Source organism: Amycolatopsis sp. NPDC101161 (assembly GCF_044768185.1).
In the GTDB taxonomy this organism is placed as follows: Bacteria; Actinomycetota; Actinomycetes; order Mycobacteriales; family Pseudonocardiaceae; genus Amycolatopsis.
The window spans coordinates 2097757-2118428 of the sequence record NZ_JBIWPI010000002.1 but is presented as its reverse complement, the minus strand read 5'-3'; the positions used below and the strand labels follow the sequence as shown (position 1 = coordinate 2118428).

Annotated in this window: 20 protein-coding genes and 1 pseudogene; 12 read left to right on the top strand and 9 right to left on the bottom strand. The window is 70.8% G+C overall.

Annotation, left to right across the window (positions count from 1 at the left end; genetic code table 11):
- Window positions 1-97: 97 nt before the first annotated feature.
- The gene (locus ACIRSS_RS21490) at window positions 98-679 is read left to right on the top strand and encodes a YqgE/AlgH family protein (RefSeq protein ID WP_167379639.1); all 582 of its coding nucleotides are present in this window, start codon (window positions 98-100) and stop codon (window positions 677-679) included.
- On the opposite strand, the gene ACIRSS_RS21485 is transcribed toward ACIRSS_RS21490, so the two are convergent.
- Complete coding sequence (locus tag ACIRSS_RS21485; protein WP_400897299.1) at window positions 676-1095, bottom strand: SdpI family protein; 420 nt, start codon at window positions 1093-1095, stop codon at window positions 676-678. The two genes, ACIRSS_RS21490 and ACIRSS_RS21485, sit on opposite strands and share 4 nt — an antisense overlap.
- A gap of 65 nt (window positions 1096-1160) precedes the next feature.
- Here ACIRSS_RS21485 and ACIRSS_RS21480 point away from each other — a divergent pair, with 65 nt between their 5' ends.
- From ACIRSS_RS21480 to ACIRSS_RS21465, 4 genes and pseudogenes are all read left to right on the top strand, one after another.
- Window positions 1161-2321 carry an esterase-like activity of phytase family protein gene (locus tag ACIRSS_RS21480; RefSeq protein WP_400897297.1) on the top strand — a complete coding sequence of 387 codons (1161 nt, stop codon included), beginning with the start codon at window positions 1161-1163 and terminating at the stop codon, window positions 2319-2321.
- 154 nt (window positions 2322-2475) lie between these two features.
- Window positions 2476-5316, top strand: a complete 2841-nt coding sequence (leuS, locus tag ACIRSS_RS21475) for a leucine--tRNA ligase (RefSeq protein WP_400897295.1) — start codon at window positions 2476-2478, stop codon at window positions 5314-5316.
- A gap of 246 nt (window positions 5317-5562) precedes the next feature.
- Window positions 5563-5899 (top strand): annotated as a pseudogene (locus ACIRSS_RS21470) (integrase core domain-containing protein); the annotation flags it as partial.
- A 39-nt stretch (window positions 5900-5938) separates the two neighbouring features.
- Window positions 5939-6676, top strand: a complete 738-nt coding sequence (locus ACIRSS_RS21465) for a 3-oxoacyl-ACP reductase family protein (protein ID WP_400897293.1) — start codon at window positions 5939-5941, stop codon at window positions 6674-6676.
- Here ACIRSS_RS21465 and ACIRSS_RS21460 read toward each other — a convergent pair.
- The 5 genes from ACIRSS_RS21460 to ACIRSS_RS21440 form a co-directional block, all read right to left on the bottom strand.
- Window positions 6673-7410: a TetR/AcrR family transcriptional regulator gene (locus ACIRSS_RS21460; RefSeq protein ID WP_400897291.1), complete on the bottom strand. Its 738-nt coding sequence runs from the start codon at window positions 7408-7410 to the stop codon at window positions 6673-6675. The two genes, ACIRSS_RS21465 and ACIRSS_RS21460, sit on opposite strands and share 4 nt — an antisense overlap.
- 72 nt (window positions 7411-7482) lie before the next feature.
- Window positions 7483-8109: a DUF3558 domain-containing protein gene (locus ACIRSS_RS21455; protein ID WP_400897289.1), complete on the bottom strand. Its 627-nt coding sequence runs from the start codon at window positions 8107-8109 to the stop codon at window positions 7483-7485.
- Complete coding sequence (locus tag ACIRSS_RS21450; RefSeq protein WP_400897288.1) at window positions 8106-8507, bottom strand: hypothetical protein; 402 nt, start codon at window positions 8505-8507, stop codon at window positions 8106-8108. The genes ACIRSS_RS21455 and ACIRSS_RS21450 overlap by 4 nt, the downstream gene beginning before the upstream one ends.
- Window positions 8504-9247, bottom strand: a complete 744-nt coding sequence (locus tag ACIRSS_RS21445; protein ID WP_400897287.1) for an ESX secretion-associated protein EspG — start codon at window positions 9245-9247, stop codon at window positions 8504-8506. Before ACIRSS_RS21445 ends, ACIRSS_RS21450 begins: the two co-directional genes overlap by 4 nt.
- A complete protein-coding gene (locus tag ACIRSS_RS21440; protein ID WP_400897286.1) occupies window positions 9244-10635 on the bottom strand; it encodes a hypothetical protein in 1392 nt (463 codons plus the stop codon). The genes ACIRSS_RS21445 and ACIRSS_RS21440 overlap by 4 nt, the downstream gene beginning before the upstream one ends.
- A 178-nt stretch (window positions 10636-10813) precedes the next feature.
- Here ACIRSS_RS21440 and ACIRSS_RS21435 point away from each other — a divergent pair, with 178 nt between their 5' ends.
- From ACIRSS_RS21435 to ACIRSS_RS21415, 5 genes are all read left to right on the top strand, one after another.
- Window positions 10814-11338, top strand: a complete 525-nt coding sequence (locus tag ACIRSS_RS21435; RefSeq protein WP_400897285.1) for a YbaB/EbfC family nucleoid-associated protein — start codon at window positions 10814-10816, stop codon at window positions 11336-11338.
- A 23-nt stretch (window positions 11339-11361) separates the two neighbouring features.
- Window positions 11362-11676, top strand: a complete 315-nt coding sequence (locus tag ACIRSS_RS21430; protein WP_400897284.1) for a hypothetical protein — start codon at window positions 11362-11364, stop codon at window positions 11674-11676.
- Window positions 11677-11679: 3 nt separating this feature from the next.
- Window positions 11680-12837, top strand: coding sequence for a WXG100 family type VII secretion target (locus tag ACIRSS_RS21425; RefSeq protein WP_400897283.1), 1158 nt, complete (start codon window positions 11680-11682; stop codon window positions 12835-12837).
- Window positions 12834-13955: a hypothetical protein gene (locus ACIRSS_RS21420; RefSeq protein WP_400897282.1), complete on the top strand. Its 1122-nt coding sequence runs from the start codon at window positions 12834-12836 to the stop codon at window positions 13953-13955. Before ACIRSS_RS21425 ends, ACIRSS_RS21420 begins: the two co-directional genes overlap by 4 nt.
- A gap of 258 nt (window positions 13956-14213) precedes the next feature.
- Window positions 14214-15083 carry a ribokinase gene (locus ACIRSS_RS21415; protein WP_400897281.1) on the top strand — a complete coding sequence of 290 codons (870 nt, stop codon included), beginning with the start codon at window positions 14214-14216 and terminating at the stop codon, window positions 15081-15083.
- Here the strand turns inward: ACIRSS_RS21415 and ACIRSS_RS21410 are convergent.
- Window positions 15028-15447: a hypothetical protein gene (locus ACIRSS_RS21410; RefSeq protein ID WP_400897280.1), complete on the bottom strand. Its 420-nt coding sequence runs from the start codon at window positions 15445-15447 to the stop codon at window positions 15028-15030. The genes ACIRSS_RS21415 and ACIRSS_RS21410 overlap by 56 nt on opposite strands.
- A gap of 395 nt (window positions 15448-15842) precedes the next feature.
- On the opposite strand from ACIRSS_RS21410, the gene ptsP reads away from it, so the two are divergent.
- Together ptsP and ACIRSS_RS21400 are read left to right on the top strand one after the other, a co-directional pair.
- Window positions 15843-17471: a phosphoenolpyruvate--protein phosphotransferase gene (ptsP, locus tag ACIRSS_RS21405; protein WP_400897278.1), complete on the top strand. Its 1629-nt coding sequence runs from the start codon at window positions 15843-15845 to the stop codon at window positions 17469-17471.
- A 266-nt stretch (window positions 17472-17737) separates the two neighbouring features.
- Window positions 17738-19150 (top strand): MFS transporter, encoded by a 1413-nt coding sequence (locus ACIRSS_RS21400; protein ID WP_400897276.1) that lies wholly within the window; start codon window positions 17738-17740, stop codon window positions 19148-19150.
- A gap of 73 nt (window positions 19151-19223) precedes the next feature.
- On the opposite strand, the gene ACIRSS_RS21395 is transcribed toward ACIRSS_RS21400, so the two are convergent.
- The gene (locus ACIRSS_RS21395; RefSeq protein WP_400897274.1) at window positions 19224-19880 is read right to left on the bottom strand and encodes a DUF1707 domain-containing protein; all 657 of its coding nucleotides are present in this window, start codon (window positions 19878-19880) and stop codon (window positions 19224-19226) included.
- Between the two features lie 398 nt (window positions 19881-20278).
- Window positions 20279-20545, bottom strand: a complete 267-nt coding sequence (locus ACIRSS_RS21390; protein WP_400897272.1) for a hypothetical protein — start codon at window positions 20543-20545, stop codon at window positions 20279-20281.
- Window positions 20546-20672: the final 127 nt, after the last annotated feature.

Genomic DNA, 20672 nt, shown 5'->3' with positions numbered 1-20672 from the left:
CCGGGGGACACGCAGTGCGCCGGCCACATGTTTCAAACGAGGCTGCTGAGGCGATTGTTCCCGAGCCGAAGTAATTCGCCGGGTCGGGGGTGGGATCATGGGTCGCGTGCCAGCGGACGCCGAGGTTGAACCGGGAACGCTCCTGGTCGCCGCCCCCACGATGGTCGACCCCAACTTCAAGCGGACCGTCGTGTTCGTCATCGATCACCGCGACGAGGGCACCCTCGGTGTCGTCCTGAACCGCCCGAGCGACGTCGCCGTGCACGACGTCCTGCCCAACTGGGGCGGGCACGTCGCCGAGCCGCAGGCGGTGTTCGTCGGCGGTCCGGTGGAGAAGAAGACGGCGCTGTGCCTGGCCGCGCTGCGCACCGGCGAGACGGCGGCGAGCGTGCCGGGCGTCATCGCGGTCCGCGGGCCGGTCGCGCTGGTCGACCTGGACACCGACCCCGAGGTGCTGGTGCCGAAGGTCCGCGGCGTGCGCGTCTTCGCCGGGTACGCGGGCTGGGACTCCGGTCAGCTGGCCGGCGAGATCGAACGCGACGACTGGGTCATCGTGCCCGCGCTGCCGAGCGACATCCTGGCCTCACCGAGCGGCGACCTGTGGAGCCAGGTGCTGCGCCGCCAGGGCATCCCGCTGGCGCTGCTGGCCACCCACCCGGGCGACCTCCAGCGGAATTAAGCCTCTTCCTTCTTGAAGACACCGCAGCCGCCGGCGCCGCACGCGCAGCCGCTGCAGCCGGCGGGCGCCGCCGGAGCCGGCGCGGGCACGGTCAGCGCGGCCCGGTTGCCGAGCACCCCGCCGCCCATGACCAGCACGAGCATCGCGAGCACGCCCGCGAGCGCGGCCGAGATGAGACCACCGGTCGTCGGCATGGCCAGCCCGGCCAGTCCGGTGAGCACGGAGATCGCGCCCCCGGCCATGGTCGGCAGCCCCGCGACGCGGTTGGCCAGCTTGAACGCCTCTTCACTGCGCAACGCCGCTTGGGTGCGCACCCCGGTGCCGCCCTCGCGCGTCAAGCGCTCGCGGAACCCGAGGAACCCACCAAAACCGACGAGCAGACCCAGCACGACCGGAACCAGCGCGATAGCGAACACGGGTCAAGGATAAGCGTGACGCCCCGGCAACCTGCCGGATACCCTGATCGACTGTGCTACAGGCCATGTCACCGCGTGTACTGCCCACCGTCCTGACCGCTGCCCTGATCGGGGGAATCCTCGCCGCGACACCGGCGAGCGCCACCGAGAGTCACCAGCGGCCGATCCGGCTGCTCGGCGAGCAGATCGTCCCCCTCAACCTGCAGTTCCAGGGCACGACGGTCGGCGGCCTCTCCAGCATCGACTACGACCCGCGGACCGGCGGCTACGCGCTGATCTGCGACGACCGGTCGGCGACCAACCCCGCCCGCTTCTACACGGCGACCTTCCCGGTGTCCGCGAACGGCGTCGGCCCGGTCACCTTCACCGGCACGAAGCCGTTCCTGCGCCCGGACGGCACGCCGTACCCGCCGCTCGCGCAGAACGACCCGGCGAAGCCGCAGAACGAGCAGACGATCGACCCCGAAGAGCTGCGCGTCGACCCGTGGACCGGCGACTACTACTGGTCGCAGGAGGGTGAGCGGACGGCGACGACGTTGATCGATCCGTCGATCCGCGAAGCCCGGCGCGACGGCGAATACGTCCGCGACCTGCCGATCCCCGCCAACGAGAAGATGACGCCGACGGCCGGCCCGCGGCAGAACCTCGTCCTCGAGGGCCTCACGTTCACGGGCTTCGGCGCGCTGGTCGCCAGCGACGTCGAGGGCCCGCTGCTGCAGGACGGCCCCGAGTCGACCCGCACGACCGGCGGCGTCTCCCGGATCACGCTGCAGGGCCGGTACGGGCCGGTGCTGGCGCAGTACGCCTACCCGCAGGAGCCGATTTTCGCGTCACCGGTGCCCGCTGGCGCGTTCGCGACCACCGGCGTCTCCTCGATGCTGGCCGTCGACCAGGCCGACCCGACGAAGTTCCTGATGATGGAGCGCTCGTTCGTCACCGGCGTCGGCAACAAGGTGCGCGTCTACGAGATCGACACGAAGGGCGCGACGAACGTCCTGAACGTCAAGTCCCTGGCCGACGCCAAGAACGTCAAGCCGGTGAAGAAGCGGTTCCTCTTCGACGCGGCCGACCTCGGCTTGTCTACTGTGGACAACCTGGAGGGCATGACGTGGGGGCCGAAGCTGCCCAACGGCGAGCGCAGCTTGATCTTGGTCAGCGACAACAACTTCTCCGCGACCCAGGTCACCCAGTTCGTCGCACTGGCGGTCCCCTCGGAACGGCTTTGACCAGCAAGTTACGATGTGCACATGAACACGGCTCGGCTGCTCCTTAGCCTGCCGCGCTGACCGGGCCCGGCCCGGCCGGTGCGGCGACCCCTCATGCCCTGGTGGCTGAGGGGTCGAGTTGTTTCTGGAGCGGCTCGAAACAAAGGAAGACGTCATGACTGAGGCGACAGGGACCGACGTCCCGGCGCACCGCTACACGGCCGCGCTGGCGGGTCAGATCGAGCAGCGCTGGCAGGACCACTGGGCCGACCAGGGGACCTTCCACGCGCCCAACCCCGTCGGGCCGCTCGCCGTCGAGGGGCAGCCGGTGCCCAGCGACAAGCTGTTCGTCCAGGACATGTTCCCGTACCCGTCGGGCTCCGGCCTGCACGTCGGGCACCCGCTGGGCTTCATCAGCACCGACGTCTTCGCCCGCTACCACCGGATGATCGGGCGCAACGTGCTGCACACGATGGGCTTCGACGCGTTCGGCCTGCCGGCCGAGCAGTACGCGGTCCAGACGGGGCAGCACCCGCGCAAGACGACCGAGGAGAACATCCGGACCTACCTGCGCCAGATCCGGCGCCTGGGCCTGGGCCACGACGAACGCCGGCGCATCTCCACGATCGACCCCGAGTACTACCGCTGGACGCAGTGGATCTTCCTGCGGATCTTCAACTCCTGGTACGACACCGAGGCGGGCAAGGCACGCCCGATCGCCGAGCTGGAGGCCGCGTTCGCCGACGGCTCGCGGCCGACGCCGGACGGCCGTGACTGGGCGTCGCTGAGCGCGTCCGAGCGGAAGAAGGTGATCGACGACCACCGGCTGGTGTACATCTCCGAAGCGCCGGTCAACTGGTGCCCGGGCCTGGGCACGGTGCTGTCGAACGAAGAGGTCACCGCCGACGGCCGCAGCGAGCGCGGCAACTTCCCCGTCTTCCGCCGCAACCTGCGGCAGTGGATGATGCGGATCACCGCGTACGCCGATCGCCTGGTCGACGACCTGGACCTGCTGGACTGGCCGGAGAAGGTCAAGTCCATGCAGCGGAACTGGATCGGCCGCTCGCACGGCGCCCGCGTCACGTTCAAGTCCGGTGACGACGCGATCGAGGTCTTCACGACCCGGCCGGACACGCTGTTCGGCGCCACCTACGTGGTGCTGGCGCCGGAGCACCCGCTGGTCGACGAGCTGGTCACTTCGGCCTGGCCCGAGGACGTCGATTCTCGCTGGACCGGCGGCGCGGCGACGCCCGCCGAGGCCATCAAGGAGTACCGCGTCGCCGCGTCGCGGAAGTCCGAGCTGGACCGGCAGGAGAACAAGGAGAAGACCGGCGTCTTCACCGGGGCGTACGCGACGAACCCGGTCAACGACAAGCAGATCCCGATCTTCGTCGCCGACTACGTGCTGATGGGCTACGGCACCGGCGCGATCATGGCCGTGCCCGGCCAGGACGTCCGCGACTGGGAGTTCGCCGAGAAGTTCGGCCTGGAGATCATCCGGACCGTCCAGCCGTCGGAAGGCTTCGACGGCAAGGCGTTCACCGGGGACGGCCCGGCGATCAACTCCGGCTTCCTGGACGGCATGGACGTCGCCGAAGCCAAGAAGACGATCATCGACTGGCTGACCGAAAAGGGCGCCGGCACCGGGACCGTGCAGTACAAGCTGCGCGACTGGCTGTTCTCGCGCCAGCGCTACTGGGGCGAGCCGTTCCCGGTGGTCTACGACGAGGCCGGCGAAGTCCACGCCGTCCCCGAGTCGATGCTGCCGATCGAGCTGCCCGAGGTCGCCGACTACTCGCCGGTGACGTTCGACCCGGAGGACCGCGACTCGACGCCGTCGTCGCCGCTGGCGCGCGCGACCGACTGGGTCGAGGTCGAGCTGGACCTGGGCGACGGTCCGAAGAAGTACCGCCGCGACATCAACACGATGCCGAACTGGGCGGGTTCCTGCTGGTACCAGCTGCGCTACGTGGACCCGACGAACAGCGAAACGTTCTGCGCGCCCGAAAACGAGCAGTACTGGATGGGCCCGCGGCCCGGCGAGTACGGCGCCGACGACACCGGCGGCGTCGACCTGTACGTCGGCGGCGTCGAGCACGCGGTGCTGCACCTGCTGTACTCGCGGTTCTGGCACAAGGTGCTGTTCGACCTGGGGCACGTCACGTCCAAGGAGCCGTACCGGAAGCTGTTCAACCAGGGCTACATCGAGGCGTACGCGTACACCGACGCGCGCGGTGTCTACGTCCCGGCCGAGCAGGTCGAGGAGCGCGACGGGAAGTACTTCTTCAACGGCGAAGAGGTCACCCAGGAGTACGGCAAGATGGGCAAGAGCCTGAAGAACGTCGTCACGCCGGACGAGATGGCCGAGAACTACGGCGCCGACACGTTCCGGTTCTACGAGATGGCGATGGGCCCGCTGGCCATGTCGCGCCCGTGGGCGACGAAGGACGTCGTGGGCGCGCACCGGTTCCTGCAGCGGCTGTGGCGCCTGGTCGTCGACGAGACGACCGGCGAGCTGCGAGTGTCCACTGAGGACGCTTCGGAGGCGGACCGCAAGGTGCTGCACAAGACCATCGCGGGCGTCCGCGAGGACTACGCGGAGATGCGGTTCAACACGGCCGGCGCGAAGCTGATCGAGCTGAACAACCACGTCACCAAGGTGTACGGCGCGGCCGCGTCGACGCCGCGCGAGCTGGCCGAGCCGCTGGTGCTGATGCTGGCGCCGCTGGCCCCGCACCTGGCGGAGGAGCTGTGGCACCGGCTGGGCCACGTGGATTCGCTGGTCCAGGGCCCGTTCCCGGTGGTGGACGAGAAGTACCTGGTCGAGGACTCCGTCGAGTACCCGATCCAGGTCAACGGCAAGGTCCGGTCCCGGGTGACGGTCGCGGCTTCCGCGTCGCAGGACGAGGTCCAGGCGGCGGCGCTGGCGGACGAGAAGGTCGCGGCGCTGATCGGCGGCGGCTCGCCGCGCAAGGTGATCGTGGTGCCGGGACGGCTGGTCAACATCGTCCTCTAGCTGTGATGCCCAGGGACGTTGTCCCGAGTCGAGGTGACCTGGTGACGGCCTGTCGTGCGGACAGGTGAAGGCCTCCGGATGTGAAGTGGAGCTGTCGAGGAACCGCTTCACTCACCGGAGGCCTTCGCGTCCCACTCGGCTGCAACTGGCGGCTGGGCCCGGTCCAGATCGCCGGCCGGCTCAACCTGCCGGCCTCGACCGGGTCATCGGCGAACCGCTGCGCCGCCGCGAACACGACCACCCAGGCGCCGGGCGGTCGCCTGGCTCACCAGCCACGAGGTCACCGTCGAGCGTGTGCTGTCGGTCAACGGCTCGGCCTACCGGTCCCACGCCTGGCGCGACACCTGCACCGAGCTGGGCATCATCCCTAAACGGACTCGGTCCTACCGGCCGCAGACCAACGGAAAGATCGAACGGTTCCACCGCATCCTCGCCGAGGGCTGCGCCTACACCGCTTTTACCCGTCCGAGAGCCAGCGTCGGGCGGAGCTGCCGGGATGGCTGCACTTCTACAATCACCACCGACCCCACAGCGCGCTGTCGGAAAGCCGCCGGTAGTTCGTGGTCATCCCCGATTTGATTGAACGGTCAAGGAAATCCGTTCGATCGAAGGAGAACCGGGGATGACCCTCGACGGCAAGGTGGCGCTGGTGACGGGCGGCAGCCGCGGCATCGGCGCGGCCACGGCACTGCGGCTCGCCGAGGACGGCGCGGACGTCGCGCTGACGTACGTGAACAACGCCGCGCGGGCGGCCGAAGTGGTCGACAAGATCAAAAACCTCGGCCGTCGCGCGCTGGCGATCCAAGCGGATTCGGCGGACGCCGCCGCGGTGTCGGCCGCGGTTTCCGCGACCGTCGCGGAGTTCGGCCGGCTGGACGTGCTGGTGAACAACGCGGGCGTCGGCTTCGTGGGCGCTTTCGACGAGACGTCTCTGGAAGACGTCGACCGCGTGCTGGCGGTGAACGTCCGCGGAGTGTTCGCGGCGACGCAGGCCGCGGCCGGCGTACTCGGCGACGGCGGCCGCGTGATCACGATCGGCAGCTGCGTCACGGACCGCGTGCCCGGCCCGGGCATGGCGCTGTACGCGACGAGCAAGGCGGCGATGGTGGGCCTGACCAAGGCTTTGGCGCGCGAGCTGGGACCGCGCGGCATCACGGTCAACCTGGTCCACCCGGGCCCGACGGACACGGACATGAACCCGGCCGACGGCCCGTACGCGGCTGACCAGCGCGCTTTGACGGCGTTCGACCGCTACGGGAGGCCGTCGGAGGTGGCCGAGGCGGTCGCTTACCTGGCTTCACCGGGCGCTGAGTACGTGACGGCGGCGGTGTTGTCGGTGGACGGCGGCCACGCGGCCTAGCCGGAGTAGAGCCCGATCTCCCGGGCGAGGTCGATCAGCATCGCCTCGAACAGGACGTCCGGCTTGGACATCGGGATCGGGTAGTTGCCGAAGACCTCGAGCGTGACGTGCCCGTAGAGCCGGGCCCAGAACTGGATCATCAGGTACGTCACGCCGAGGTCGAGCTTCTCGACCGGAACGTCGTGGTCGGACTCGGCGAGCACGGCGCTCAGCGACTCCTGGAACGTCGTGAAGTCGTCCCGCAGCTCGTCGGGCACCCCACTGGCGGACGGCAGCACGATGTCGGTCCGCGCGAGCACCCGCCCCGCGGCGGCGAGGAAGATCCGCCCGAACGGCTCGTCGACCCGGCTCAGCGCGCTCCCGGCCGCCGAACCCACGCCCCCGGTCGGGGACGCGAAGACGAGCGTGAATTCCTTCGTGTGGGTGAGCGCCCAGCGCCGGAAGCCCTTGCAGATGGCGAACAGCTGCAGCATGCCGTCGTCAGGCAGCTCGGCGATCTCCTCAGCGAGCTCGTCGGCCAGGTCGGCGCAGACGTCCAGCCGCAGGTTCTCGACGAGGTCGTCCCGCGATTCGTAGTACCGGTAGAGCGCGGGCGCGGTGATCCCCAGCTCCCGCGCGATGGCGCGCAGCGTGACCGCCTCCGGCCCCTGCTCGACGAGCAGCTTCCGGGCGGTCCGCCGGATGTCCTGTTCGGTAGCCGCACGCGCGCGACCCCTCCGCGTGGGGTGGCTCATCCGAACAGTCTAGGTGCTTACTACGACAAGTCTTGCATTAACGCGATCTCGGCCGTAACGAAAAGGCGCAGCTCAGGCGCGCGCCTTGAGGTTGGTCAGCACGGTGTCCGCGACCCCACGCCCGAGCTGGCAGGCGTCCTTGCCCTCACCGGCGGCCTTGTCACCGAGGGTCAAGGAGACCGAGTACGCGAGTTCGTCCGAGACGCCGACGGTGATGACACAGGTCCGGTTGTCCGCCGTCCCGACGTCGACATAACCCACGGCCGGATAGCCCTGAACCGGCTCCAGGTCGTCGACCCACCGCTTTGCCTTCGGCTTCACGTTCTTGTAGGTGAGGCTGATTCCCTGGCCGGTTTTCGTCTCGTAACCGACCAGGATGCCGGCACCGCTTCCCGAGGTACTGCTCCATTCGCAGTAGGGGCCCAGCTCCGAATCCTTCGGCTGGGGGGCATCCGACTGTCCGAGATAGCCCTTGACCTGTTCGGCGGTGATTGCTGAGTCGCACGGACTGCCGTCCAGCACCTTGGCGGGCAACGGGTTGTCGACCTTCGGCGCGCCGCTGTTCGGCAGTTCCGAGTTGCTCGTGGACGCGGGCGCGGGCGTGGGCGAGCCGGTCAACGCATCCTTGCCCGTACAAGCCGTCAGCAATGTCGCTCCGGCAGCGATCGTCGCCGCGGTCAGGAGAATTCGCTGCCTCATTCGAGCGACCCCTTGATCGTCTTGGTCGAGTCGGCCGCCTGCTGGTCAGCAGCCTCGATGATGCCGAGTGCCTGTCTCATCCGGGTGATCAATTCTGTGTAGTAGTCGTACTGGAATCCGAGGTGACCTCGGTAGTAGCTCGCGGCTTCGTTGATGCCGTTGGGGCCGTTGACCGCGGCTTGGCTCACCGGTTCGTCGGCCGGTGCGGTCGCCTTGGTCATCCATTCGGTGGCCATCAACTGTTCGTTGATCGTCTTTCGCTGGTCCTCGGCCTTCTTGAGCATCGCCCGCATCTCGTCGGAGCTCATCGCGAAGCCCTGCCCGCCGGCGGGCGGCGGCCCCGCGCTCGGCATGTCCGTCGCCCAGAAGCCGATCCCGCTGAAAAACGAGCCCGTCATCGTCCTCCCCCTAACCCGTTCAGGGTCGCGTACAGGGCATCGGTCAGCGCAGCCCGGGTCCCCGGCTGGAAGCTGACCATTCGCTCGCGCCCCGGGTACACGTACGTCAGCACCCGCCCAGTACCGGCCACGTCCACCGCGGTGATCGGCGCGCTGCGGATCCCCCGGTTCACGGCGTAGCACTGGTGCAGCCCCGTCCGCCGGGCCGCCATCAGCCGGCGCGCCCACGGCAGCGGGTCCCGGCCACGATCGAGGGTCGGGTCGTCGAGGTCGTACGACTCCTCGACCGCGCGGCCCGAGAACCGCGCCTCCGGGATCGAGACCGCCGAAATCCGCGCGGGCGGCACCGGCGGCAGCACGTCCACCAGGGACTCCGCGAGCCGCGACGGTTCCACCACGTCGATCCGGACCGTGTCGTCCTTGCGGATCAGCCGGAGCGCGTCCGGGCCGGCGGCGGACACCAGCGCCGCGCCCGACTCGTTCGCTTCGATGTCGCCCAGCCACGCCGTGAACTGGTGCGCCCCCTTCGCCAGGACGCGCAGGACGTCGCGGAACTCCCGCGTCAACGTGCCGCCCGCCGCGAGGCGCAGCGAGGCCAGGACGTCGAGGACGTTCTCTTCGAGCCGCTTGCGGGTCTCGTCGCCGAGCCAGAGGTTGTCGGCGCCGAGGACCGCGGGCGGTGGGCCGTGCCGCTCCCACTCCCACGCGGTGAGCAGGGCCGCTTTGGGCAGGAAGATCACAGCCCGATCACCGGGGGCACGGTCCGCTCGTCGGAGCCGCCGAAGATGCTCTCCGGATCCGCCTCCACCAGGTACGACGCGCGCTGGTGCTCAGCGTCCTCCTCGCCCTTGCCACCCTTGGCGCCGTGGCCCATGCCGCCCATCCCCGGCGAGCCCGGCTTGCCCGCCGCGCCGCCGCGGACCCCGCCGGCCGCGCCGGGACGTCCTTCGCCCGGGGCGCCGGCTCCGGTCGCCGCGCCAGGACCGCGTGCACCCGATCCCGCCCCGGTTCCGCTGCCCGCGCCGGACGACGAGCCCGGCCCGAAGCCGCCACCAGGGCCGAAGCCGGGACCGAACCCGCCGCCTCCGGGACCCGAGCCGGGGCCGAAGCCGCCCGGTCCCGTGCCTGGTGGCTGGTAGCCCGGCGGGAACTGCGTCGACGGCGGCACGTAACTCTGCGCGCGGACGCTGTCGTCCACGCCCGGCGGGTGCGGCGTGACCTGCCCAGGCGGGGTCACTTGCCCCGGCGGGGTCACCTGTCCGGGCGGCGTCACCTGGCCCGGCGGTGGTGGCTGCACGACCGGCGGGTGGACCGCCGGCGGCGGCTGGACCTGGGCGCCGATCGACCGGTCGTCGTCGCCACCGGTCCGCTTCTTGGCCGGCGGCTCGACCGGCTTCTTCGGGTCCTTCACCGTGAAGTCGCCGCCGTCGTACGCGCCGAGCTGGCCGTAGTCGATCGTCCGGGCCGCGGTGTTCGAGCTGGACTGCTGCGAATACGCGTTGTACCGCTCGACGTTCTCCTGGGCCTTCCGGTTGTACTGGTTGATCTTGTCTTCGGTGTCGGTGTCCCACGGTGTCACGACGTCCCAGGCGCTGCGCGTCGGCGGCTGGTCGGTGACGTCCGGGTGCAGCGAGTTCTTCATCTGGTGGAACTGGTCGATCTGCGCCTGGGCCAGCGTCGAGTTGCGGTCCAGCGTCGTGGACGCCGAGGTCGCCGACGCCGTCAGCGGCTGAAGCCGCTCCCGGGCCGCGTCCGACGCGCCGCCCGTCCACGCGGACTCGAGACCGGACGTCAGTTCGCGCGTGCCGTTCTCGAGCTGGCGCTGGTAGGTCGACTGGTCGATGCCCGCCTGGTGCACCTTCTGCAGTGACTCGGTGCCCGGACCGGTCATCACGGCCTGGACCAGCTGACCGGGTGACAGCCCGGAAGCCTGCGGGTTCGCCGCCCCGGTCCCGGTCTGCGAGCCGACGTACGCCCCCGCGACGGCGCCGGGCAGCCCGCCCGCGAGCAGGCCGACGCCCGCGCCGGTCAAGACGTTGCCAAGCCGTTCGCCGCCCGATTCCACGGCGTGCGCGATCTCCGACCCGACGTGCTTGGCAGCGTCGAGCATGTCGCCGAACAACCCCACCGAACCGCGCTCCCCTCGCGTTCGATCTCCCCTCTTGCGTCACGGACGATACCCCACCGGTTACCGGCTGTGCGAAGAATCGCTCGGGGTGGGGAAAACCGGAACTCCGCCGAAACTGTCGGGCCGGTGTGCCACACTCGGTCGCCGTACGGCTACTGACGTGAACGGGGAGGTTCGCGTGTCGAACCCTGAGCAGCTGATCGCGGACTTCGAGACCCGGATGGCGGAGTCCCAGCGGAAAGCTGATCTGATGGTCAGCGAGATCGAAGCGGTCTCGGTTTCCGAGCGCAGCAAGGACGGCCAGATCGGCGTGAAGGTCGACCACGCCGGCAACCTCGTCGGCCTGGAGATCGGCCCGAGCGTGCGGGACAAGCCGGACCTCGCCGAGGAAATCCTCCGCACCGTCAAGGCCGCGCAGAGCAAGCTCGCCGGGGCGATGCGGGCCGGGGTCACCGATCCGGTCGGGCCTGAAGTGATGAACCAGCTGGTCAGCCGCCTCGAGCAGGCTTTCCCGGCACCCGAACCGGAAGGCTTCACCCCGCCGCCGGCCTCGCCTCGCGACGAGGGCGACCGGTTCGTGCCGGAAGAGGAGCGGCAGCTGCCCCCGGCGCCGAAACCACCGGAGCCGCCGCGCGCGCCGCGCCCGTCGTCCGACGACGGCCGCGACGACGACTACTTCAGCGACGGCGACTACCTGCGCTGACGCGCGGGCGAGGGAGGGGAACCATGGCCGGACCAGGCGGCCCGGGCTTCGCGGTCGACCCGCAGGAGCTGCAGAAACACCGCGAGAACATCGAGGCGATCACCGACCGGATCGACAAGTGCAAGGAAGCCGCCCAATCGACCGAGCACCCCGAAGCGTTCGGCCTGCTCGGCATCCCGCTCGCGGCGATCTGCGCGATCGCGCAGCAGGTGGCGGAGATCGCGATCGAATCCGCGTCGACGTCGTCGTACGACCACTCGACCCGCATCCAGCTCTGGCAGCAGATGAAGGAAGCCGACGAGACGGAGTTCAAGGACCTGTTCAAGGTGGAGGACTGAGCCGTGGCTGACAACCCGTTGATCAAAACGGACGCGGCGGACGACCGCAGCGCGCTCGAGGGCGCCGGACTTCTCCAGGACTTCTGGGACGCGGGCACCGCCGTCGCCGACGGCAACTGGACCGAGGGCCTGGTGAACGCCGCATTCGGTGCCGGCGGCATCGCGGAACTCGTCGCAGACCCGATCGGCACCCTCGCCTCGGCCGCGGTCGGGTGGGCGATGGAGTTCTTCCCGTGGCTACGGGAACCGCTCGACTGGCTGACCGGTGACCAGGTCGCCCTGGAGAACATGGTCGGGACCTGGGAGAACGTCGGCAAGGAGCTGGAGAAGATCAGCACCGACCTCCAGGACACCGTCAAAAAGGACAGCGCGGCTTGGGAAGGCGCCTCGGCGGACGCCTATCGCGCCTTCGCCGAAGATCGCGCGGCGACGTACGCGGGGGTCGCGACGGGAGCCAACGCGATTTCGAAACTGGTCGACATCTGCAAGACGATCCTGAGCGTCGTCCGCTCGATCGTCCGCGACCTGATCTCCGAATGCGTCGGCAAACTCATCAGCATCGCCTGCCGGTACGTCGGTCCGGCGCTGCCGGTGGGCATGGCCACCGAGGGCACCGCCGAAGCCGTCAAGACCGGCACCGAGTGCATGGGGTGGATCAAGAAGCTGCTGAGGGCCTTCAAGAGAGCCCAGGAGTTGTTCCACCGCATCGGCGACATCTTCCGGCGGGTCAAGGGCGCGCTGAAGCGGGGCGCGGAAAACCTGCCCGGCCCGCTGAAGAAGGTCGGCGGGCTGATCAAGAACGAACCGCGCGACACCAGGACGTTCCTCGAGAAGGTCCGCGATGAACGTCCTGTTCGGAAGAAGCTGAAGGACACCGTCTCTTCGGACAAGTCGCTCGGCGAGAACCTCAAGGCCGTCGGCACGGAAATCCGGAACGACACCCGGAAGGAGTTCGGCGAGAAGTTCGGGGAGGACTTCCGCAAGGACCTCTGGGACGACGCCAAGAAGGAGTGGCGCAAGGAGTCCCGGAAGAAGAAGGCCGAAGGGGTCGACGACTGGGTGAACGGCGACGACGACGAGTCGACGGAGAAGCAGACGACTGTCCAACCGCCGGTGTTCGAACAGCCGGGTTCGCAGCGGATTTCGGGGTCGATCGAATGACCGCGCCGGACAGCGACCGCGTTGTCGTGTCGCGGACGGACGGACCCCACTGGATCCAGGCGGGGATCTTCCTCGCCATCGGCGCCGGCGCCGTCTGGCTGGGCTGGTCGTCGACCCAGGAGGGCCCGCGACTGATGGGCAGCATCTTCGGCGGAGGGTTCGTGCTGCTCGGGCTGATCCTGGTCTTCCGGTCGCTGCTCGAACCCGTCGTCAACGAACTGGTTTTCGACGCATCGGGCATCTCGCGCATCGTCGGCGGAGTCGTCTGGGCGGCCCGCTGGGACGAACTGGTGGCCGTCGCCCTTCCGGCCGAGCCGCGCCGGGAAGACTTCTTCCAGGTCGTTCTCGAACCGGCCGATGCCGGGTTCGCGGAGCGCCACCGAGGACTCACCCCGGTGTCCGGCGACGCTTTCCTGGTTCCCTGGATCACGCTGTCGGCCACCGAAGCCGGCCGCGTCCGCGAGATCGCCGGGAAGTACGCCAGAGTTTCCGAACGGCCGGTCACCCCGGTGGTGCGCGAACCCGCGCCCCGGTCGGCGCCGGCAGCCGTCTCCGCGCCGGCGACCGTGCCCGAACTGGACCACGTGAGCATCCACGTCGACGGCTGGGACCGCCGCAAGGTGTGGCTCTTCGACTTCGCCATGGCCATGCTCGGCATCGGGGCATTCGTGGCGGCCGAGTTCGGGCCGTCCGGCTTCCTGCACACCGTCTTCCGGATCGTGCTGGGCGCCGTCATCGTGCTCGACTGCGTCGTGCACTCCTTCGAGTTCAACAGCCGCAAGCGCGAGCGCCGAGCCGACTTGCGGCTTTCGAACGTGGGTTTCCGGTGGAAGACCTACTACCGGAAGCTCGAACTGAGCTGGCGCGAGGTAGCCGAACTGCGGCTGCTCACAGACGGTCACCTGGAATTCCGGCAGGCCGACCTCGATTTCCCGCTGCGCCACCGTGACACCGAGGACCTCGCCATGGGCGATGGCTGGTACCGCCTGCCGCGGGCGTTGAGCCCCGCCGCGGCGCGGAAGTTCTGCAAGTGCGCGCCCACGCTGCTGCCCCGCGAAGTCGCGTTGACCATCGGGGGCGGGGCGCCGCCGACGCCGATCACTCGGGGGGCTACGTGATCGGCGCCGGCGACTCGAGGCCCTGCCCGGCTCGCGCCGGTCGGGGCACCGTCACCACGTCTCGCGTGATGACGCACCTGGAGAGCGGGACCGGTCCGGGAAGTGACGGCCGGGGGACGGACATCCCCCGATCGAGTGACGGGCATCCGCTGCTCGCATGATTGTCGCACTCAACGCCGGATAAGTTACAAAAACCTTCACTTTCCTCTTCGGCACCCTTCCCGACCTGGTCGGACGGCTTTCGTGGGACAGTGCGGTATGAACTCGGACGTACTCGTTGTGGGATCCGCCAACGCCGACCTCGTCGTCGCCGTCGAGCGGCGGCCGGCGGGTGGCGAGACCGTGCTGGGCGGCGACACCGTGCTCTCGCCGGGCGGCAAGGGGGCCAACACGGCGGTCGCGGCGGGGCGGCTCGGGGCGGACGTCGCGCTCCTCGGGGCCGTCGGCGACGATCCCTACGGCCGGCTGCTGCTCGACTCGCTGCGGGCCGCGGGCGTCGACACCGGGCTGGTCCGGACCAGTGAGCGGCCGACCGGCATCGCCTACATCACGGTCACCCCGGACGGCGAGAACTCGATCCTCGTCTCGCCCGGCGCCAACTCGAGCCTGGAGCCCGCGGACGTCGACGCCGTCTTCGACGGGGTCGAGATCATGGTCGCGTCGCTCGAGGTGCCGCTGCCGACCGTCGAACACGCCGTCGCGCGGGCCGCCGAAAAGGGCGTCAAAGTCCTGCTGAACCTGTCGCCGGCGGCCGAGCTCTCCCCCGAAACGCTCGCGAAGCTCGACGTCCTGCTCGTCAACGAACACGAAGCCGCCTGGCTGACCGGGCCCGGCGCGGACTTCCGGAAGCTCCTCGGCCTCGGGCCGCGGGCCGCCGTCGTCACGCTCGGGGCGGCCGGCGCGGTCGTCGTCGAGGCCCACGGCACCACCGAGGTCGCGTCGCCGGAAGTCGAGGCCGTCGACACCACCGGCGCCGGGGACGCCTTCGCGGGCGCGCTCGCCGCGTCGCTCGCCGACGGCGCGGACCTCGTCTCCGCGGCGAAGCGCGCGGTGCGCGTCGCGGCCTTCAGCGTCACGCGGGCCGGGGCGCAGCCGTCCTACCCGACCGCCGCCGACCTGGCGGAATGACCTCCCGGCGGCCCGTGTTGTACGACACATGGGCGATTCGTTCGGTTCGGCCTGGTGGCGCGGCTACGCCGCACAGCTGAGGGCGATCGCGGAAGCGCGGCGGCCCGACGACCTCGCGATCATGCCGCTCGGGGAGACCCTGCAGGCGCTCGGCAAGCAGACCGAGGTCGACGAAGGCGTCTACGACGTCCCGTTGGAGGGCATCGTCGGCACGGTCGCCCGCGCCGGCGACTTCGACCGCGAGTTCCGGCCGCGCAACCGCGCGCTGCGCGATCGCTGGGACCGGCTGACGCGCACGACCGCCGACCTCCCGCCGGTCCGGCTCGTGCGCCTCTCCGACATGTTCTTCGTCGACGACGGTCACCACCGCGTCGCCATCGCCCGCGCCCGCGGCGCCACGACCATCCGCGCGCGGGTCCGCTGGATCAGCACGGTCGCCTGCGCGCTGCGGTGCCTGACGCTCGCCGACCTGCCGTCGAAGACCGCCGAGCGGATGTTCCTCGAGCGCGTCCCCCCTGCCGGACGACGTCCGGCTCGGGCTCTGGCTCGACGACCCGGCCGACTGGTTCCGGCTCGCCGACTCGGCCGAGGCCTGGGGTTTCCGCCGTATGCTGGCCGGACGGCCGGTGTCCAGCCGCGACGAACTGGCCGAAGCCTGGTGGCACGAGGAGGTCCGGCCGGTGCTCGAACAGGTGCGTCAGCGAGGCTTGTGCCCGCCACCACGAGATATCCAGACCTACTTGAGCTATGGTCTAGACCATGTCTGAGACTCTGTCCGGGGTCGCCGTCAGCCCCGGCCGTGCCAGTGGTCCCGTCGTCCGCGTCGCGGAGCCGCTCGGCGAGCCCGCCGCCACGCCGGCCCCCGCCGATCCCGCCGCCGAAGCCGCGCGGATCGCGCCCGCGGCCGCCGTCGTCGCCGGGCGGCTGGAAAAGCAGGCCGAGACCGCCACCGGCGAGGCCGCCACGATCCTCATTACTACGGCCGCGATGGCCGCGGACCCGGCGCTGGCGTCGCAGGCGCAGCAGCTGGTCCAGACGCAGGGGCTGCCCGCCGCACGTGCCGTCTACCAGGCCGCGGAAGGCTTCGCCGAAGCGCTGGCCGCCGCGGGCGGGTACATGGCCGAGCGCGTCCGCGACGTGCGCGACGTGCGCGACCGGCTGATCGCCGAGCTGCTCGGCATCGCGCCGCCGGGGGTGCCCGAGCTGGCGTCGCCGAGCGTGCTGGTCGCGCGCGACCTCGCCCCGGCCGACACCGCGGGCCTCGACCCCGCGAAGGTGCTCGCCCTGGTCACCGAAGAGGGCGGCCCGACGAGCCACACCGCCATCCTGGCGCGAGCGCTGGGCATCCCGGCCGTCGTCGCGGTGCGGGGCCTGCTGGCCCTGGACGCGCAAGCGCTTGCGGTCGACGGCGACGCGGGGACGGTCGAGGTCGCCGACCCGTCGGCGCCGGTCGTCACCGCGACGGTCGCGCAGCTCGCCGACTGGAACGGCACGGGCGCGACGTCCGACGGCCACCGCGTGAAGGTCTACGGCAACGTCGGCTCCCCAGCCGATGCGCAGGCCGCGGCCGACGCGGGCGCCGAGGGCGTGGGTCTTTTCCGGACCGAGTTCTGCTACCTGGACGCCTCCGACGAGCCGTCGGTCGCCGAGCAGCGCGCCGCGTACACGGCGGTGCTCTCGCCGTTCCGCGGCAAGCCGGTGATCGTGCGGACCCTGGACGCGGGCGCCGACAAGCCGCTGGCCTTCCTCTCGCCGGAGGCCGAGCCGAACCCGGCGCTCGGCGTGCGCGGGCTGCGCGTGGCGTTCGACCGCCCCGAGGTGCTGGACCGCCAGCTCGAGGCGATCGCCGGCGCGGCGGAGGACTCCGGCGCCGAGGTTTCGGTGATGGCCCCGATGGTCGCGACGGTCGAGGAAGCCGCCTGGTTCGCCGAGCGCGTCCGCGCGGCGGGCATCGCCCGGGCGGGCGTGATGATCGAGATCCCGGCGGCGGCGCTGAGCGCCCGCGAGATCCTCGACGTCGTCGACTTCGTCTCGGTCGGCACGAACGACCTGGCCCAGTACACGTTCGCGGCGGACCGCCAGCTCGGCGCGGTCGCGAAGCTCAACGACCCGTGGCAGCCGGGGCTCCTGCGCCTGCTGAAGCTGATCGGCGACGCGGCCAAGTCGACGGGCAAGCCGGCCGGCGTGTGCGGCGAAGCGGCGGCGGACCCGCGGCTGGCGCTGGTCCTGACGGGCTTGGGTCTGACGAGCCTGTCGATGAACGCCCCGGCGGTCCGTTCGGTGGGCGCGAGCTTGGCGTCGGCGACGCTCGCGGAGTGCGAGTCACTGGCAGAAGCGGCGCTGGCGACGTCGGACCCGGCCGCGGCCCGCGCGGCGGCTCGCCCCTGAGCGAACTTCCTGACCTATCCCCGGGGGCGCCCCCCCACTTTCAGTCTATCGGCTGTGACCGACAGTGCTGGATTGTGCGAACCTGGATGCGCGGAGTTGTCCCCAATGCACGAGGGGTGTGGACAACCTGACACAACCCCGTGAAGGCCGCCTCGACCGCGAGGCGGCCTTCACGGCTTTCCGGGGAAAATCCGGGGCGCTGTCGATTTCGGCCCGGCCCGCTCGACGGAGTGGTGGAAGCACCACCGAGCCGAGAGGACGCAGCCATGACCATCACCGCCGAAACGCCGGCCGGAGCCCCGAGCGGAGCCCCGGCCGGGACGGCGAGGGCCGGGCGCCGGGAGTGGGTCGGGCTGGCCGTGCTGGCCCTGCCCACCCTGCTCGTCTCGCTCGACGTCTTCGTCCTCGTCCTCGCGCTGCCGAAGATCGCCGCCGACCTGCACGCCGACGGGACCCAGCAGCTGTGGATCATGGACACCTACGGCTTCATGGTCGCCGGGTTCATGGTCACCATGGGGACCCTCGGCGACCGGATCGGGCGGCGGAAGCTGCTGCTCATCGGGGCCGCCGCCTTCGGGCTCGCCTCCGTCGGCGCCGCCTTCGCCACCAGCGCCGGGATGCTCATCGCCGCGCGGGCCGTGCTCGGGATCTCCGGCGCCACCCTCGGCCCCTCGACCCTCTCCCTCATCGGGACCCTCTTCAAGAACCCGCAGCAGCGCGCGCAGGCCATCGGGATCTGGGCCGGCTGCTTCACCGTCGGCGCGATCATCGGGCCGATGGTCGGCGGCCTGCTGCTCGAGCACTTCTGGTGGGGCTCCGTCTTCCTGCTCGGCGTCCCCGCGATGGTCGTGCTCCTGGTCATCGGCCCGAAGCTGCTGCCCGAATACCGCGACGCGCAGGCCGGCCGGCTCGACCTCCCCAGCGTCGCCCTCTCGCTCGCCGCCATCCTGCCCGCCGTCTACGGCGTCAAGGAGCTCGCCCGCGACGGCTTCCACCCGGTTCCGGCCGCGGCGCTGATCGCCGGCCTGGCCGTCGGTTACGTCTTCTACCAGCGGCAACGGACTCTGAAGGACCCCCTCGTCGACTTCAGCCTCTTCGCCGCGAAGGCCTTCCGCACCACGCTCGGCGGGATGCTCCTGTTCAGCATGCTCGGCGGCACCACGATGCTGTTCACCGCGCAGTTCCTGCAGATCGCGCAGCACCTCTCGCCGGTCGGGGCCGCGCTCGGGCTGCTGCCCGGGATGGCCGCCTCCACCGTCAGCTTCCTGGCCGCGCCCCACCTCGCCCGGCACGTGAAGCCGAACGTCCTCATCGCCGGCGGGGTCGCCCTCGCCGCGGCCGGCATGACGATCCTCGCGCTCGCCGATGCCGCCGCCGGGCCGGTGTGGCCCGCGCTCGGGTTCGCCGTGACGTCGCTGGGCGTCGGGCCGATGGTCGCGCTCGGGACCGATCTCGTCGTCGGCTCGGTTCCGGAGCGCAAGGCCGGTGCCGCCGCGTCGCTGGCGCAGACCGTCAACGAGTTCGGTTACGCCCTCGGCATCGCGACCGTCGGGACGCTGGGCAACGCCGTCGTCCGCGCGTACGGCTTCCCCGCCGGCCTGCACGTCGTCGCCGGGCTCGCCGCCGTCGCGTTCGCCGCCCTCGTCTGGTTCGTCGCGCGGAACCTGCGGACCGCCTGAACAGCGCGAAGGCCTCCCCACCCGATGCCTGGGTGGGGAGGCCTCCTTGACGCCGGGGGCAGAGGGGCCCCGGCTAGCCGAACAACCCGCGCCGCGGGTGCCGGATGACCAGCGAGCCGCCGTGGACCCGGCCGCTCAGCACGAACCGCGGGTTCCCCATGTGCCCGTTGCTGCGGGTCTTGTCCTCGAGCGAGCCGAACTTGACGTCGGTGATCGAGTTGACGTCGACCGCGGCGTGCTCCGGGATGATCACCTCGACCGACCCCCACTTGGCGTCCAGCTCGATGTGCACCACCGGCGACTGGACCTGGGCCTCGGTGAAGTCGAGCTTCGTCGAGCCGTACTTGTTCCGCACGACCATCTCCGGCGGCACCACCCACGGCCCGCTGCGGACCAGCGACGAGTACTTCGCGTTGAGCTCGAACCGCCGGCCGGGCGCGAAGCTCGGGGGCTGCGCCGCGTACGACGGCGCCGCGGCCATCGCCGCCGCCGGGTGGTAGAGCCCGGCGAGGTCGGCCAGCACGGCGTTCAGCTCGCCGCGGGTCCGGGACGCCAGCGCGCGGTCGGTGCGCTCGGTGAACTCGTCGAGGTCGATCATCCCGCGGCCGATGGCCTTCTGCAGCACCCCGACGACGTGCTCGCGCTCGTCGTCGGACACCCGGAGATCGCGCTCGCTCAACGGCTTGGTTTCGGTCACCGGTTCCGCCGCCCTGGTCTCTTCCTCGCCCATGCCCACGATGGTAGAACCGGATTTCACCAGGGAGATCGGGGGAAAACCCTGAACGGACCCGTATTCCGCGCCGCCGCCCTCGGCGTGGCGCTGATCCTGCTGTCCGGGTGCACCGCCGAAGCGCCGGCACCGCCGCCGCCACCGGCCACGAGCACGACGCCGACCGCCCCGCCGACCCTGCCCGAGGGGCTCGCCGGCGGCCCGGCGACCGGCGGCATCGGCGTCACGGCCCTGCTCCCCACCACCGGCCCGACCCTGTTCGACGCCGACCGCGGACCCGTCGCCACCCCGCCCGGCTATCCCGCGGGCGACGTCGGGATGAGCGTCCTGCGGGTCGGGAAGTCCGCGGTCTTGCTCGCCCATCCGACCGGCACGAACGACCCGCTCGAGGCCTTCGCCTACACCGGTCCGGCGAGCCCGCCGCGCTCGCTCGGCCACGCCTGGTCGGTGGCGCCCGCCGTCGACGGCGAGAGCGTGTGGGTCATCCGGCCGGACGCGCCCGACGCGTGCCGGCTGCAGCGCGTCTCGCTCTCCGGCCCCGAGCTCGGCCACGGCCAGCCCGCCAGCTGCCGCACCGAGGTCCGCGCCGGGACGCCGCACGGCCTGCTGATCACCATCGACTCCGGCAACGCCTCCTCGACGGACGCCCTGATCGACCCCGACACCGGCCGCACGGTCCAGCAGGCGCCGCGCATCCTCGGCGTCGCGGGCGATTGGCTGCTCCTCGACGGCCTGACCGAGCTCACCCTCGTCGACCTGCGGAACAACCGCCACCAGCAGCTCAGCCGGCCG

Bases quoted from the DNA above. Each gene is read 5' to 3' on its own strand.
- ACIRSS_RS21395 (WP_400897274.1), bottom strand. From the start codon at position 19,880: ATGGGCGAGGAAGAGACCAGGGCGGCGGAACCGGTGACCGAAACCAAG.
- ACIRSS_RS21400 (WP_400897276.1), top strand. From the start codon at position 17,738: ATGACCATCACCGCCGAAACGCCGGCCGGAGCCCCGAGCGGAGCCCCG.
- leuS (WP_400897295.1), top strand. From the start codon at position 2,476: ATGACTGAGGCGACAGGGACCGACGTCCCGGCGCACCGCTACACGGCC.
- ACIRSS_RS21420 (WP_400897282.1), top strand. From the start codon at position 12,834: ATGACCGCGCCGGACAGCGACCGCGTTGTCGTGTCGCGGACGGACGGA.
- ACIRSS_RS21480 (WP_400897297.1), top strand. From the start codon at position 1,161: ATGTCACCGCGTGTACTGCCCACCGTCCTGACCGCTGCCCTGATCGGG.
- ACIRSS_RS21450 (WP_400897288.1), bottom strand. From the start codon at position 8,507: ATGACGGGCTCGTTTTTCAGCGGGATCGGCTTCTGGGCGACGGACATG.
- ACIRSS_RS21465 (WP_400897293.1), top strand. From the start codon at position 5,939: ATGACCCTCGACGGCAAGGTGGCGCTGGTGACGGGCGGCAGCCGCGGC.
- ptsP (WP_400897278.1), top strand. From the start codon at position 15,843: ATGTCTGAGACTCTGTCCGGGGTCGCCGTCAGCCCCGGCCGTGCCAGT.
- ACIRSS_RS21430 (WP_400897284.1), top strand. From the start codon at position 11,362: ATGGCCGGACCAGGCGGCCCGGGCTTCGCGGTCGACCCGCAGGAGCTG.
- ACIRSS_RS21415 (WP_400897281.1), top strand. From the start codon at position 14,214: ATGAACTCGGACGTACTCGTTGTGGGATCCGCCAACGCCGACCTCGTC.
- ACIRSS_RS21460 (WP_400897291.1), bottom strand. From the start codon at position 7,410: ATGAGCCACCCCACGCGGAGGGGTCGCGCGCGTGCGGCTACCGAACAG.
- ACIRSS_RS21455 (WP_400897289.1), bottom strand. From the start codon at position 8,109: ATGAGGCAGCGAATTCTCCTGACCGCGGCGACGATCGCTGCCGGAGCG.
- ACIRSS_RS21490 (WP_167379639.1), top strand. From the start codon at position 98: ATGGGTCGCGTGCCAGCGGACGCCGAGGTTGAACCGGGAACGCTCCTG.